This window comes from Flavobacterium sp., assembly GCF_027531705.1.
Taxonomy (GTDB): Bacteria; Bacteroidota; Bacteroidia; order Flavobacteriales; family Flavobacteriaceae; genus Flavobacterium.
In genome coordinates this window covers 169,474-184,830 of sequence record NZ_JAPZSP010000004.1, presented here as the reverse complement: position 1 = coordinate 184,830, position 15,357 = coordinate 169,474, and the positions used below count along the sequence as shown (strand labels likewise).

At 32.1% G+C, this 15,357-nt stretch carries 11 protein-coding genes; 3 read left to right on the top strand and 8 right to left on the bottom strand.

Features of this window, described 5'->3' with window-relative positions:
- Nucleotides 1-25: 25 nt before the first annotated feature.
- Entirely contained in the window at nt 26-739 is a 714-nt protein-coding gene (locus tag O9267_RS01525) for a 3'-5' exonuclease (protein WP_298175382.1), read from the top strand.
- Here O9267_RS01525 and O9267_RS01520 read toward each other — a convergent pair.
- From O9267_RS01520 to O9267_RS01505, 4 genes are all read right to left on the bottom strand, one after another.
- On the bottom strand, nt 726-1,874 hold the full coding sequence (locus O9267_RS01520; RefSeq protein ID WP_298175381.1) for a pyridoxal phosphate-dependent aminotransferase family protein: 1,149 nt from the start codon (nt 1,872-1,874) through the stop codon (nt 726-728). The genes O9267_RS01525 and O9267_RS01520 overlap by 14 nt on opposite strands.
- 33 nt (nt 1,875-1,907) lie before the next feature.
- Entirely contained in the window at nt 1,908-3,374 is a 1,467-nt protein-coding gene (gene rpoN / locus O9267_RS01515; protein ID WP_298175380.1) for an RNA polymerase factor sigma-54, read from the bottom strand.
- Between the two features lie 90 nt (nt 3,375-3,464).
- Nucleotides 3,465-4,898 carry an asparagine--tRNA ligase gene (asnS, locus tag O9267_RS01510; RefSeq protein ID WP_298175379.1) on the bottom strand — a complete coding sequence of 478 codons (1,434 nt, stop codon included), beginning with the start codon at nt 4,896-4,898 and terminating at the stop codon, nt 3,465-3,467.
- Nucleotides 4,899-4,951: 53 nt separating this feature from the next.
- Nucleotides 4,952-7,372, bottom strand: a complete 2,421-nt coding sequence (locus tag O9267_RS01505; RefSeq protein ID WP_298175378.1) for an MMPL family transporter — start codon at nt 7,370-7,372, stop codon at nt 4,952-4,954.
- Between the two features lie 188 nt (nt 7,373-7,560).
- On the opposite strand from O9267_RS01505, the gene O9267_RS01500 reads away from it, so the two are divergent.
- Complete coding sequence (locus O9267_RS01500) at nt 7,561-9,831, top strand: cation:proton antiporter (protein WP_298175377.1); 2,271 nt, start codon at nt 7,561-7,563, stop codon at nt 9,829-9,831.
- Here O9267_RS01500 and O9267_RS01495 read toward each other — a convergent pair.
- The 4 genes from O9267_RS01495 to O9267_RS01480 all read right to left on the bottom strand — a co-directional run bounded on the left by O9267_RS01495 (nt 9,828) and on the right by O9267_RS01480 (nt 14,676).
- A complete protein-coding gene (locus O9267_RS01495) occupies nt 9,828-12,305 on the bottom strand; it encodes a DUF5686 family protein (RefSeq protein WP_298175376.1) in 2,478 nt (825 codons plus the stop codon). The two genes, O9267_RS01500 and O9267_RS01495, sit on opposite strands and share 4 nt — an antisense overlap.
- Nucleotides 12,306-12,404: 99 nt before the next feature.
- Nucleotides 12,405-12,965, bottom strand: coding sequence for a ribosome recycling factor (frr, locus tag O9267_RS01490; RefSeq protein ID WP_298175375.1), 561 nt, complete (start codon nt 12,963-12,965; stop codon nt 12,405-12,407).
- Nucleotides 12,966-13,040: 75 nt separating this feature from the next.
- Nucleotides 13,041-13,748: a UMP kinase gene (pyrH, locus tag O9267_RS01485; protein ID WP_298175374.1), complete on the bottom strand. Its 708-nt coding sequence runs from the start codon at nt 13,746-13,748 to the stop codon at nt 13,041-13,043.
- A gap of 142 nt (nt 13,749-13,890) precedes the next feature.
- Nucleotides 13,891-14,676, bottom strand: coding sequence for a patatin-like phospholipase family protein (locus O9267_RS01480; protein WP_298175373.1), 786 nt, complete (start codon nt 14,674-14,676; stop codon nt 13,891-13,893).
- Nucleotides 14,677-14,762: 86 nt separating this feature from the next.
- Here O9267_RS01480 and O9267_RS01475 point away from each other — a divergent pair, with 86 nt between their 5' ends.
- Nucleotides 14,763-15,356, top strand: coding sequence for a thioredoxin family protein (locus tag O9267_RS01475; protein WP_298175372.1), 594 nt, complete (start codon nt 14,763-14,765; stop codon nt 15,354-15,356).
- Nucleotide 15,357 lies beyond the last annotated feature (1 nt).

The window sequence follows — 15,357 nt, the reverse complement described above, 5'->3', positions numbered from 1 at the left end:
AATCTCATGTAATTTGTGTTAGCTTATGATAGAGAAAATCCGCTTAGACAACATTCTATTTTTAGACATTGAAACCGTTCCGCTAGAAGAAAATTTCAATCAGTTAGATGATGAAATGAAGCTTTTGTGGGAAACCAAAACGCAATACCAACGCAAAGATGATTATTCGCCAGAAGCATTTTATGATAGAGCTGGAATTTGGGCAGAATTTGGAAAAATTGTCTGTATTTCAGTTGGGTATTTTGTGACCAAAGTTGATATTAGAAACTTTAGAGTTACGTCTTTTTTTGGTGATGAAAAGAAAATTTTGTTAGATTTTAATAATCTGCTCAACAATCATTTCAATCTTACGCAACACGTTATGTGTGGTCATAACGCCAAGGAATTTGACATTCCGTTTATAGCGCGAAGAATGATTATCAACCAAATTGCAATTCCGAATAAGTTGAATCTTTTTGGCAAAAAACCATGGGAAATTCCACATCTCGACACATTAGAATTATGGAAATTTGGCGATTATAAACACTTTACTTCATTAAAATTACTAACCAAAATTCTAGGAATTCCATCATCAAAAGGCGATATCGATGGCAGTCAAGTAGGTCATGTTTACTATGTTGAAAAAGACATTGACAGAATTGTGACCTATTGCGAAAAAGATGTTATTGCAGTGGCACAAGTTTTCTTGCGTTTAAGAAGAGAAGAGTTATTGGTAGAAGACGAAATTATGCATGTATAACTTCCGAAAGCAGTTCTAAAACACGTTGAATTTCTTGTTCAGAATTATAACTGTGAATACAAAAACGCAATCGCTCTTGACCTTCAGGAACGGTTGGCGATAGAATGGCTTTTACATCAAAACCATTTTGCTGCAAATGATTGGCAATGGTTTTCACCTTTTCATTTCCTGGAATAATTGCCGATTGAATTGCCGATTTATTTCTAACAAAAAGAGGTTTTAGATTGAGTAATGTTTTCTGTTGATTGAAAAAAACAATATTTTCACGCAATTTTTGGATGGTTTCAGCCTCTTTTTCCAATTGTTGGTATGCGACAAAAATAGTGGCGACTGAATGTGGCGAAAGTCCAGTAGTGTAAATAAAACTTTTGGCAAAATTGATTAAATATTTTTTTAATTCTTCGCTTCCTAAAACTGCTGCGCCATGACAACCTATTCCTTTTCCGAAAGTCATAATTCGGGCAAAAATCTCATTTTGAAAACCCGATTCCTGAATTAATCCGCAACCATTTTTGCCGAAAACTCCGAGTGCATGTGCTTCATCAATTACTAATAAACAGTTGTTTTTTTGGGAAATAGCAACCAGTTTTTCAATATCGGGCGAATCACCATCCATAGAGAAAACGCTTTCGGTTACTATGTAAATTTCATTTTCGGCTGATTTGTTTTTTTGAATAAGTATTTCTAAATCATTCAAGTCGTTATGCTCAAATTTGTATGATTTAGCAAAACTCATTTTGATGCCATCGCGAATGGAAGCGTGAACGTATTCATCAAACAAAATCAGATCATTTCGTTGTGGAACAGCGCTAAAAAAACCAACATTAGCATCATAACCAGAATTGAAAATTAAGGCACTTTCTGCTTGGTGAAATTGAGCGATAAAGGCTTCCGTTTCTTGATAAATACCGTGATTTCCGGTAAGAAGACGAGAACCAGTTGCGCCATTAATTTTCAAATTAGTATCAATCAAATATTGATGTGTTTGATTGAAAATAGTTTCATCTTTGGCAAATCCTAAGTAATCATTTGATGAAAAATCAACCCAATTATTGGACAAAGGCAATTTTCGCAAGGAATTAGTTTGCTCGCGAAGCTTTAGTTTTGAAACCAATGATTTTGGGAAATACTTCATAGTTCAAAAGGATTGATTTCAAAAAATTTAAAATTACATTTTCTTTCTCATTCGCGCCACCGGAATATCGAGTTGTTCACGATATTTAGCAATAGTTCTTCGTGCAATTGGGTAACCTTTCTCTTTCAATATTTCGGCTAATTGATCGTCTGGAAGCGGTTTGCTTTTATCTTCTTCTTCAATTGTATTTTGAAGAATTTTTTTGATTTCTAGCGTTGAAACATCTTCACCTTGATCATTTTTCATGGCTTCAGAGAAAAATTCTTTTATCAATTTGGTTCCGTATGGCGTGTCAACATATTTACTATTGGCAACTCGAGAAACTGTAGAAATATCAAGACCAACCATATCGGCAATGTCTTTTAGAATCATAGGTTTCATACTGGTTTCTTCGCCATCTAAAAAATAATCATGCTGAAAATGCATAATGGCATTCATGGTAACATAAAGCGTTTCTTGACGTTGTTTGATAGCATCAATAAACCATTTGGCAGAATCTAATTTTTGTTTGATAAATTGAACTGCGTCTTTTTGCGAATGCGATTTGTCTTTAGAATTCTTATAGGTTTGCATCATTTCCTGATAATCTTTAGAAACGTGCAACGATGGAGCATTACGACCATTAAGGGTCAATTCGAGTTCGTCATCTATAATTCTGATGGCAAAATCGGGAATTATATTTTCAGTTATTTTATTGTTTCCAGTAAACGAACCACCTGGTTTTGGGTTTAATTTTTCAATTTCTTCAATAGCTTTTTTCAATTGTTCTTGCGAACAACCATATTTTTGAAGCAATTTATCATAATGTTTTTTGGTAAAAGCATCAAACTGATTTTCGATAATATCAATAGCTAATTCGACATATTCAGTTGGTGTTTTGTGCTTTAATTGTAACAAAAGACATTCTTGTAAATCTCTTGCGCCAACTCCAGAAGGTTCTAATTCGTGAATGATATGCAGCACTTTGCTAACTGTTTTTTCATCGGTATAAATACCTTGTGTAAAAGCCATATCATCAACAATATCTTGAATACTTCTGCGGATGTAACCCATGTCATCAATACTTCCAACTAAAAATTCAGCAATATCACGCTGGTCATCAGTTAGAATAAAAGTGTTCAACTGATTAATCAAATCTTGATGAAAACTCACTGGTGCTGACAATGGCGATTCTCTATCATCGTCATCATCACTATAATTGTTAGTTTGAGTTTTATAATCGGGCGTTTCGTCGTTGCTTAAATATTCGTCAATATTGATATCATCGGCGTCAATATTGTCGCTTCCTTCATAATCATCGTATTCGTCATTGTTATCAAACTCGTCTTTTTCAAAAACTTCTTCTTCATCTTTGCCCGATTCCAATGCCGGATTTTCATTCATTTCTTCCAATAAACGTTGCTCAAAAGCTTGCGTAGGCAATTGTATCAACTTCATCAACTGAATTTGTTGAGGTGATAATTTTTGAGATAATTTGAATTGTAAGTTCTGTCTTAACATTTTTATTATGGTTTAAAGGTTTAAGGTTTAAGAGTTTAAATGTGTTTCGATTAAACAATTTTAAACAATTTTAAACAACATTAAACTTTTTTAAAACTCTGCATTCATAGGTGTTCTTGGAAAAGGAATTACGTCTCTAATATTGGTCATTCCAGTTACAAAAAGCACTAATCTTTCAAATCCTAATCCGAAACCTGAGTGCACTGCCGAACCGAATCTTCTGGTGTCTAAATACCACCAAAGTTCTTCTTCGTCAATTCCTAATGCTTTCATTTTTTCAACTAAAACATCGTAGCGTTCTTCTCTTTGTGAACCACCTACGATTTCTCCAATTCCTGGGAACAAAATATCCATGGCACGAACGGTTTTTCCGTCTTCGTTTAATCGCATATAAAATGCTTTAATATTAGCAGGATAATCAAATAAAATTACAGGACATTTGAAGTGTTTTTCAACCAAATATCTTTCGTGCTCACTTTGTAAATCGGCACCCCATTCGTTGATAATATAATTGAATTTTTTCTTCTTATTTGGAGTTGAATCTCTTAAAATATCAATAGCTTCTGTATAAGAAACACGTTTGAAATTGTTTTCTAAAACGAAATTCAATTTCTCTAACAAAGCCATTTCGCTACGTTCTACTTGTGGTTTTGATTTTTCTTCTTCCAACAAACGACCTTCTAAAAATTTCAAATCGTCTTGGCATTTATCCATCGTATATTTAATAACATATTGGATAAAATCTTCTGCCAAATCCATATTATCATTCAAATCATTGAAAGCCACTTCTGGTTCAATCATCCAAAACTCAGCTAAGTGACGCGAAGTGTTTGAATTTTCAGCTCTAAATGTTGGTCCGAAAGTATAAATTTGTCCCAAAGCCATTGCGAAAGTTTCACCTTCTAATTGCCCTGAAACGGTAAGATTGGTTTCTTTTCCGAAGAAATCTTCTTTGTAATTTACTTTTCCGTCTTCGGTTCTTGGTGTGTTGTCAAAAGGTAAAGCCGTAACTTTAAACATTTCGCCAGCACCTTCAGCATCTGAACCTGTTATGATTGGCGTGTTTACATATACAAATCCTTTTTCTTGAAAATAAGTATGAACTGCATGAGCCAAAACTGAACGAACTCGCATAATTGCTCCAAAAGCATTTGTTCGAACTCTTAAATGTGCGTTTTCACGAAGAAATTCTAACGAATGTTTCTTTGGTTGCATTGGAAATTTCTCAGCATCTGAATCTCCTAAAATTTCTAATTTAGAAACTTGAATTTCGTATTTCTGACCTGCACCTTTGCTTTCAACTAATTCTCCGATTACCGAAATGGCAGCACCAGTTGTAATTCTTTTTAGAGTTTCTTCGGGTGTGTTTTCAAAGTCAACTACACATTGAATATTATTAATGGTCGAACCATCGTTCAACGCTATAAATTGATTGTTTCTAAAAGTTCTTACCCAACCTTTTGCATTTACTTCATAATTCGCTTTTGAGCTGCTTAATAAGTCTTTAACTTTTGTATGTTTCATTTTTAATATTAGATTTTAAATATTAGATATCAGATATCTTATGCAAATATAAATTAATTATTTTTCTTTTCTAATTCGTCCAACTCTTCATCAGTATGTTCTAAAATATCAAAAGTTGGCTCTTTTAGTTCTTGTTCGTTTGCTAGTGTTTTATTCAAAGTTAATACTAATGATGGAAGCAAAACTAGGTTTGATAACATTCCGAAAAACAATGTCAAAGCAACCAAGCCGCCTAAGGCAACCGTTCCGCCGAAACCTGATAGCATGAAAACAGAGAAGCCAAAAAACAAGACAATTGAAGTGTAGAACATACTAATTCCGGCATCATCGAAAGTGGCAAATACTGATTTTCTGATTTTCCAATTGTTTCTTGTAAGCTCTAAACGGTATTGTGCCAAGAAACGAAGAGTATCATCAACCGACATTCCGAAGGCAATTCCGAATACTAAAATTGTTGAAGGTTTTAAAGGAATTCCTAAAAAGCCCATTAATCCAGCTGTCATTAGCAATGGAAGTAAATTTGGAATGATAGAAACCAACACCATTTTGAAAGAACGGAACATAATAGCAACCAAACCTGCTGTTATCAAAAAAGCAAATAGCAATGATGATAAAAGATTGTCTAACAAATACTTAGTTCCTTTTTGAAAAACAGAAGCTTTTCCAGTTATGATAACATTGTAACGTTCAGCTGGAAATAATGTATTTGCTTTTTCACGAATTCTAGCTTCGATTGCTTCCATTTTTTCGCCATTTTCATCTTTAATAAAAGTGGTGATTCGAGCATATTGACCAGTTGAATCTACATAACTTTTCATCAAATTATCTTTGGCGTTTTTAGCACCGTTTTTGGCATACGATAAAATAAAAGATTGCTCTTGTGAAGTCGGCAATTGGTAATAATCTGGATTTCCGTTGTAGTAAGCTTGTTTAGAATATTTAACCAAATTTACAATGGATAACGGTTTAGAAAGTTCTGGAATTTCCATGATGGTTTCTTCCAATTCTTCCATTCTTTTAAGGTTGGATAATTTCATGACACCTTGTTTTCTTTTGGTATCAATCATTATTTCTAACGGCATTACACCGTCAAATTCTTTTTCGAAAAAGCGAATATCATCAAAAAAAGCAGTCTTTTTAGGCATGTCCTCGATGATGCTTCCCGAGATTTTTATTTCGTAAATTCCAATGATTCCAAAAACTAAAAGAATGACAGCGGTAATGTAAACGCCAACACGATTGTATTTTACGGTGCGAACAATCCAATCCATAAAAGAAGTTAGATATTCTCTTTCTAAATGTCCTAAATGCCTTGGAATAGGAGCAGGAATATAACTGAAGAATATTGGAATTACCAGTAAACAAAGTATATAAATGGCAATGATATTGATAGAAGTTACAACACCAAACTCGGTTAACAAAACATTGTTTGTTGCAATAAAAGTAGCAAAACCAAGAGCAGTTGTAAGATTGGTCATTAAGGTTGCTGTTCCTGTTTTGGTAATTACACGTTGAAGTGCTTTGGCTTTATTAGCATGTTTTTGATATTCCTGGTGGTATTTATTTATAAGAAAAATACAATTCGGAATTCCAATAACTATTACCAAAGTCGGAACTAAAGCTGTTAAAACGGTAATTTCGTAACCTAATAATCCGATGATTCCAAAAGACCACATAACGCCAATAATCACAATAATTAATGATATCAATGTTGCTCTAAATGATCGGAAGAAAAAGAAGAAGATTAATGAGGTGATTAGTAAAGCTGCGCCAATAAACAAGCCAATTTCATCAATAATGGTTTTGGCGTTTAAAGTTCGGATGTAAGGCATTCCCGAAACATGAAGTTGCATGTTGTTTTCGGCATTGAACTTTTCTATTTCTGGAATAAATTTGTGTAAAACATATTCTTTTCGGGCTTTTGTATTTACAATTTTCTTGTCTAAATAAATGGCTGAACGAACTGCGCCCGATTTTTTATTGAACAATAAACCTTCATAAAAAGGCAATTTGTTGAATAATTCGGATTTAATTTCTTTTAAATAATTTTCCTTTTGAACTTTTTTAGCATCAACAAGTGGCGCTAATTCAAAAGTTTGAAGTGAATCATTTTTGGTAAGTTTTTGCAAATTATCAACCGAAATTACAAGTGTAACTTCTTTGTCAGATTGAATTTTGTCCATCAATTTGCTCCAGTTTTCAAAAACTTTTGGAGTAAATAATCGTTTGTCTTTGGTTGCAATAACAATAAGATTGCCTTCTTCGCCAAAGTTTTTCAGAAAATGATTGTAATCAACATTTACTTTATCATCAGCAGGAATAAGATTGGCTTCTGTTTGAGTAAACTGGATATTTTTCCATTGCAATGCCATTAAAATTGTCACTAGGACAACTCCAACTAAAATAAAAATTCTGTTTCTAAGAATTATTCTTGCAATCAATTCCCAAAAACCAATACCTAACAACTTTTTCATAGTAACTTAAAACGGAGTGCAAAGGTAATCAAAACCACTCAAAACCAAATAACTTAACTAAATCTTTTGAATCAAATTTGTGGCAAAATCTAGAATAACAATTTTATATTAATTTTATATTCATTTGCTAAATAATGATGAAGTTTTTCTCATATTTGTAACTGCTTATAAAAAGTAGAATTAGTAAGATGGCAAAATTTAAGAACAGCATTTTTTATTTTAGTGTGACAGGTGGATTCATTGCGTTAATGTATTGGATTGTTTCTAAAGGAAAAGCATTGGAAGTTGGTAGAAATATTATTACGCCTACTTCAAGTGACACGATGTTCAATCAATTTTTAAATTCTTTAAAACATAATCTGCAACATCCATTAGCCATATTGTTGTTACAAATTATTACTATTATAATTGTTGCACGCTTTTTCGGTTGGATTTTTAGAAAAATTGGACAACCAACCGTTATTGGAGAAATTATTGCGGGAATTTTTCTTGGTCCATCTTTAGTAGGAATGTATTTTCCAGAATATTCTGCCTTGCTTTTTCCAGTTGAATCATTAGGAAATTTACAGTTTTTAAGTCAAATAGGTTTAATTCTATTCATGTTTGTTATTGGAATGGAATTGGATTTAAAAGTTCTAAAAAATAAAGCCAATGATGCTGTTGTTATTAGTCACGCGAGTATTGTAATTCCTTTTGCGCTTGGTATCGGACTTTCTTATTTTGTTTACCATCAATTTGCGCCTGCTGGTGTTGAGTTTTTATCGTTTAGTTTATTTATGGGAATTGCAATGAGTATTACTGCATTTCCTGTTTTGGCTAGAATAGTTCAAGAACGTGGCATTCATAAAACCAAACTTGGAACTATCGTAATTACTTGCGCTGCTGCCGATGATATAACGGCTTGGTGTATTCTAGCGGCGGTTATTGCTATTGTTAAAGCGGGAAGTTTTATGAGTTCGTTATACATAATTATGCTAGCTGCTGGTTATGTTGTTTTGATGTTGTTTTTGGTAAAACCTTTCCTGAAAAAAGTGGGTGATTTATATTCGTCAAGCGAAAATTTGAGTAAACCTGTTGTTGCCATTTTCTTATTGACATTGATAATTTCATCTTACATGACAGAAGTTATCGGAATTCATGCCTTGTTTGGTGCTTTTATGACGGGTGCCATTATGCCAGACATTACCAAGTTTAGAAATATTTTTATTGAAAAAGTTGAAGACGTTGCCGTAATTTTATTGCTACCATTATTCTTTGTTTTTACTGGTTTGCGAACAGAAATAGGCTTAATCAACGATGCTTATTTGTGGAAAGTTACTGCTGGAATTATTCTTGTTGCTGTTGTTGGAAAGTTTTTGGGAAGTGCTTTGGCAGCAAGATTTATAGGTCAAAATTGGCGTGATAGTTTAACTATTGGAGCTCTTATGAATACTCGCGGTTTGATGGAATTAGTTGTGCTAAACATAGGCTACGAATTAGGTGTTTTGTCTCCACAAATTTTCACCATGATGGTTATTATGGCTTTGGTAACAACATTTATGACTGGTCCAGCTTTGGATATTATTAATTATATATTTAAGTCAAAAGATTTGATTTTGCCAACAGAAGTTGTTACTACCAAATTCAAAATTTTAATTCCTTTTGGAAATAATGAAAAAGGAAAATCATTACTAAGATTAGCCAATAGTTTTGTTAGAAATCAAAAAGAAAACACCAACATTACGGTTCTTCATTTATCGTTAAGCGACGAAATGCATGCTTACAATCTTGATGAATATGAAAAGGATATTTTTGCTCCAATTGTAAGAGAATCAAAAGTATTGAATCAAGAAATAACAACGGTTTTTAAAGCTACTGTTGATATTGAAACTGATATTGCAGATATTGCCTCACGTGGCGAATATGATTTGGTTTTAGTAGGTTTAGGGAAATCAATTTTTGAAGGTTCGCTACTTGGTAAAGTTCTAGGATTTACTACTAGAATCATCAATCCAGATAGGCTTTTGGACAAATTTACTGGAAAAGAAGGCTTGTTTGCCAATTCGCCTTTTGATGATAGAACACGCTTAATTATTTCGAAAAGTAAAAATCCATTGGGAATTTTGATAGATAAAAACTTGAAAAAAGTAGACGAAGTTTTTGTTCCAATTTTAACTACTGATGATATATTTTTGATTGATTACGCTCAAAAATTGATGAATAATAACGATTCTAAAGTTACTATAATTGATATCAATAATATAATTATCAATAATTTCGTTATGGAAAATTCAGTTTATGCATTGCTGAAAAAATATCCAAACAACTTCTCTGTTCTTGAAGAAAAAGGAATGAATTCAAGCTTTTTTGCTAAGCAAGATTTAATGATGGTTGGTTTAGAAAGCTGGAAAAATCTTATTGATTCACAACATTCTTGGTTAAGTAAAGTTCCCTCAACATTGATTATTAAGCATAATTAAAAACCCAAATTCAAAGTATAAGAAATTTTCAAAGCCAAATTATCTTCAAATTTTGGCAAACCATTTGGACCATATCTAAAGAAAAAAGTCAATCCAAGTCCTTTGTATATTGAGTTGGCTTCAACACCACTTTCTATATATCCTTTTTCTAATGTTTTATAAGCAAAACCAATATGTCTTTCGGGATAATCAAGACTACCAATTGCCATTCTCGTCACAACTGAAATCAGCGGATTTATTCTATTCGCTAAACTTATTTTGTTAAAAGTATGGCGAACTTGAAAAGATGAATACCTACTTGAGAAAAATTCGTTAAAAAACATAGTTTCAAAACTGTTTTTACCAGCAAAAGTAATTCTTTTTAGTAATGAATCTTTGTTCAAATTATTAGGTGCAACGCTATATAAATTGGTCAAAGGAACTTCGCCAAAGGCAAAACCACCTTGCAAAATAAAAGAAGTTGTGTGACCAGTAAGGTGCGGAATTTCATGAGCAACTCTAAAATCAACTTTAGAAAAATCAAAATCACTACCTAATAGTGAAGAAATTGATTTGGTATATTGAAATGATAATTTTGGGTATTTTTTTTCAATTTCGAGTCTACCAGTTGGCGTTTGCATATAAGTACTAAACGGATTCCATTGCAAAGAAAATTGAAAAGTTGATAAATTATAGTTGGTATAAGAATCATCATTTAGCTTAAAAGTATAATCAAAAAGTGGTTGAATTTCACTTCTAGAAAAACTAAAGTAAGTTTCGGTTTTGTCAAAATATTTACTTTCAATAAAAGTTGAAAAAGTTTTATGATTGTAAAAAGTAGAAATATTAATAGGTCTTGGATCATAAATCTTAAACCTTTTTGATTCAGTAGCAAAATCAATCTGACCTATTTCTTTTAGATCATCAGAATAGGAAGCACTTACCCAAGTATTGGTTTCCTTGTCAATCAAGTAAGAAGGCGTAATGCCATATTTGAATTTGTCATCTTTAAACCCGTAGGCAACAAATCCACCAATTTTATATTTATCAGATAATTTAGTGTTGGTTACGCCGCCTAAACCAAGTCGGAAACCTTCGTAATTGTTGTATTTTATAATGCTTCGCAAGTCAACATCAACAACATTAATTGGAAAATAGCCATTTATTATTTTTCTTCCAAGAAGTAATCTATGCTCAATTTTTTCTGCTTCCGATAGACTGTCTAAACTTGTGTAAGTTTGAATTCTTCTTATATCTAATGTGTCTTTTTGAAATGTTTTCCAGAATTCTTTTGGTTTGGACATTCCAGATTCGGGTACATCAATTTTTATTTGCGGATGCTTAATAATAGTGCTTTTATTGATTTCGATATCGTAAGGAGTCGATTCTAATTTCATAAAAATTCTATCAGAAGCATCTTGATTGATACCTTCTAAACTCGAATTAAACTTTATTGTACCACCAAGAATATTCAAGTCTTTAGTATTATTTCCTTTTACAACATTGAAACTTCTTCTTTTAGGAAACCATATTTTTTGGTCTTTCAAATAAGTGTAATTGAAGGTTGCATTAATATTTACAACACCATAAATTCTGAAAAACGCTTTGGCAATTCCGTAATTTTCAGTATCAACATAAACAAGTCCTCGTAATCGATTGGTTGTAAGCTTTTTAGGTTGAAAATAAACGCGATAAACCTGTCTTTTATCAACTGTTACTGTATCAACAATTCTGTAATAATATAACCTTCTACCTGAATTAGATAGTGGATTTTTCATGGCGTTTTCTAGAATTTCTATTTGATTTTCATAAAGCGAATACGAAACCAAATTTAATCCTAAATATTCGTAGATTGGTTTTTTGAAACCCGCCATTCTGCTTGCAATAACTGTTTCTTTAGTTGTTTTTCCGTCAAACTGAATTTGATTTACCTTTTCTGTTTGGTAAATATGTTGTTTTTTGAGAATTTTTTTGAATTTGTAATTAACAGAATCTAACTTAATTCTTCTTTGACCAAAAAGATTTCTCTTTGAAATAGTATCAATTTTACTCGAAATAGAATCTGGATTTGCAGAAACCAAAACCGATTCGTAGTTTTTATATTGAAAACTTTTGAATGCCTTTTCGGGTTGATTTTTATGCCTGTTTTCAACCAATTTTCTAATAATTCCATTCGATTTATCTTCGGAAAGAAGTTCTTCTTTTACAGTATAATTGGTTGCCATTCTTATCAATAAAAACTTTTCATCGGGCGATAGATAGTGTTTTTTATCATGATAACCTTTGTAAGTAACAACAATTGGTTTTTTGTTATGAAAGATTTCTAAGGTAAATCTTCCTTCCCAATCTGACAAAATGGTTTTGTTATTGTAAGTGATTTTAGCAAAAGAAATTGGCACAGTGGTTTCTATATCAATAACTTGACCTTGCAATAATTCTTGCGACTGCATTGCCGAACAAATCAATAAAAAGAAAGCTAAAAGCAGATTTCGCATTAAAAAATAAGTTTTTTCAAATGTAAGAATAAAAAAAACCGTCTCATCAATTATTTATTGAAGAAACGGATTTTTAATATAGTTTTAACGAAAGGCAATTTACACCTTCATTATTTCGGCTTCTTTGACAACCAAATGTTCTTCAATTTTTTTGATGAAATTGTCAGTCATTTTTTGAACTGTTTCTTCTGCAGTTTTGCAATCATCTTCAGAAACGCCATCTTTTTCTAATTTTTTGATGTCTGTATTAGCATCTTTACGGTGGTTACGAACACCAATTTTTGCTTCTTCAGCTTCGTGTTTGGCTTGTTTTACTAAGTCACGACGACGCTCTTCTGTCAATGGTGGAACGCTAATAATAATAACATCACCATTATTCATTGGGTTGAAACCAAGATTAGCCACCATAATTGCTTTTTCAATTGGCGTCATCATACTTTTTTCATATGGCTGAATAGTCAATGTTCTCGCATCTGGAACATTGATATTAGCAATTTGCGAAAGCGGTGTTTGTGAACCATAATAATCAACAAAAACACTTCCTAGCATTTGAGGTGAAGCTTTTCCGGCACGAATATTTAAAAATGATTTTTCTAAATGCTCTACTGAGCCATTCATTGCTTCTTTTGTACTGTCTAAAATAAATTCTATATCTTCCATGTTATTTTAAAGTTTTTTAATCGCAGTCGCAGTTTTCAGTATTTAAAAACTGAAACTGTAAACTGAGACTGTTTACTAAATATTAACTACTGTTCCTACGTTTTCGCCTTCGCATATTTTCAATAGATTTCCTTTTTTGTTCATATCAAAAACTACGATTGGCAACTTATTTTCTTGGCTCAATGTAAAAGCGGTTGTGTCCATTACATTTAATCCTTTTTTCAACACATCTTCAAACGAAATATAGTCGAATTTTACGGCTGTTTTATCTTTTTCAGGGTCGGCAGTATAAACACCATCAACTCTTGTTCCTTTCAAAATTACATCGGCATGAACTTCTACACCACGTAAAACGGCAGCTGTATCGGTTGTAAAATAAGGATTTCCAGTTCCAGCTCCAAAAATAACAATTCTTCCTTTTTCTAAATGACGAACGGCTCTTCTTTTGATATAAGGTTCAGCAATTGCTTCAATTTTTAAAGCTGTTTGCAAACGAGTTAGCATTCCTTTATCTTCCAATGCACCTTGCAATGCCATTCCGTTGATAACCGTTGCTAACATTCCCATATAATCTCCTTGTACTCTGTCCATTCCGTTACTTGCACCAGCTACACCTCTAAAAATATTTCCACCGCCAATTACAATCGCAATTTCAACACCTTTGTCGTGAATTTGCTTAATTTCATCTGCATATTCGGCTAGAATTTTTGGGTCAATTCCGTATTGTCTTTCACCCATTAATGCTTCGCCACTTAATTTTAGAAGGATTCTTTTGTATTTCATTACTCTTTATTATTGTTTTTAGTTGTGTGATGCTGTTGCTAATGCTCGAGTCATTTATTCTAAATTTATTTCTGAATCTCATTAACAAGTTTCAGTTTTTTTGTGCAAATATAGTTATTATATGATTTTATGAAATAGTAATTTAAAAATTATCCTTCAATTGTTCAAATGATTTTTTTGCAGCTTGATACCCAATTTCAAATATCTTATCCATTTTAGTTTTATTGGTTTCAAAAGTGCTGAAATTGACCAATTCTTCAGGTTCAATAACCCAATCGCAATGATTAAACTTTTGAAAATTTGAATTTGCTGAGAGTAAATCAAAAGCTCGAGTAGTAACAGATTTAATAGAGTTCAAGTCTTTGGCTTCAATTTTTTGAATAGGGCTAACATAAACTCCAATCATAAAATCGCATCGTCCTTGTAATATATCAGTTGGAAAATGATTTAAAATGCCGCCATCACTATATAAATTTCCATTGACAATGTAAGGAGAAATAACGCCTGGAAAGGCAGATGAAGCAAGTACAGCATCAACGATTCGTGAGTTGTTGTTGAAAATTTTAAGTTTACCTTTTACCATTTCAGTAGCCGTAATATGCATTTGAATAGGTAAATCACTCATTTTGGCATTCTGGAAAATTTCTTCAAAATAATTTTTAAATGATTCTGAATCAATGATTCCAGGTTTTTTTATTGTAAAATGTTTCCAATGGAAAAAATAAATGGATTTAAAAAAAGATAAAATCTCTTCTGGTGTTTTTCCCCAAGAATATAATGCACCAATTATTGCTCCAGCGCTTGTTCCCGAAATTTGTGATGGTTGTATCTTTTGTTCTTCTAGAAACTTTATTGCGCCAGCATGGGCAAGTCCTTTTGAACCTCCGCCAGATAATGCTAAACCAATTGATTTTGTTTGTAAGTCCATTATTAAATGATAAATCTTTTAATGTAATTATTGTTACATTTCATTAGTAAAAATAAAGCTAATTTTGCAGTATAAATTTAATTAAAATGAATTCAATTATAAAGGAAAGTCTGAAAGAAAGTTTCTCTTACCAAGAATATAGAAGTTTTGTTACCGCTTTAGCCAAAAATAATGCCACTACAGGTCACGAACAAAGAGAAGATTTAGTTCATTACACTCAACTTAACGATGCGCGTTTGCATAGGCTAGATAAAACCATGCAACTTACCGATGAAGTAAAAAGTTTTTTAGAAAATTTAAAAAAAGAATATACTTGGCTAGTTATTAGTGAAAGTTGGTGTGGTGATGCAGCTCAAATTTTGCCTATTATAAATAAAATGGCTACTGTTTCAGATAAAATAAATTTGAGAATTGTTTTGAGAGATGAAAATGAAGAGTTGATGAATCAATTTTTGACAAACGGCACAAAATCAATTCCAAAACTGATTATTATTGATAAAGAAAGTAACGAAGTTATTGCCGATTTTGGACCAAGACCAATTGGAGCAAAACAACTTATTTTAGATTATAAAACAGAGCATGGAGTTGTGGATGAAACAGCAAAAATTGAATTGCAAAAATGGTATTTACAAGACAAAGGAATTTCAACTCAAAAGGAAATTGTTGGGTTGATGAAATAAT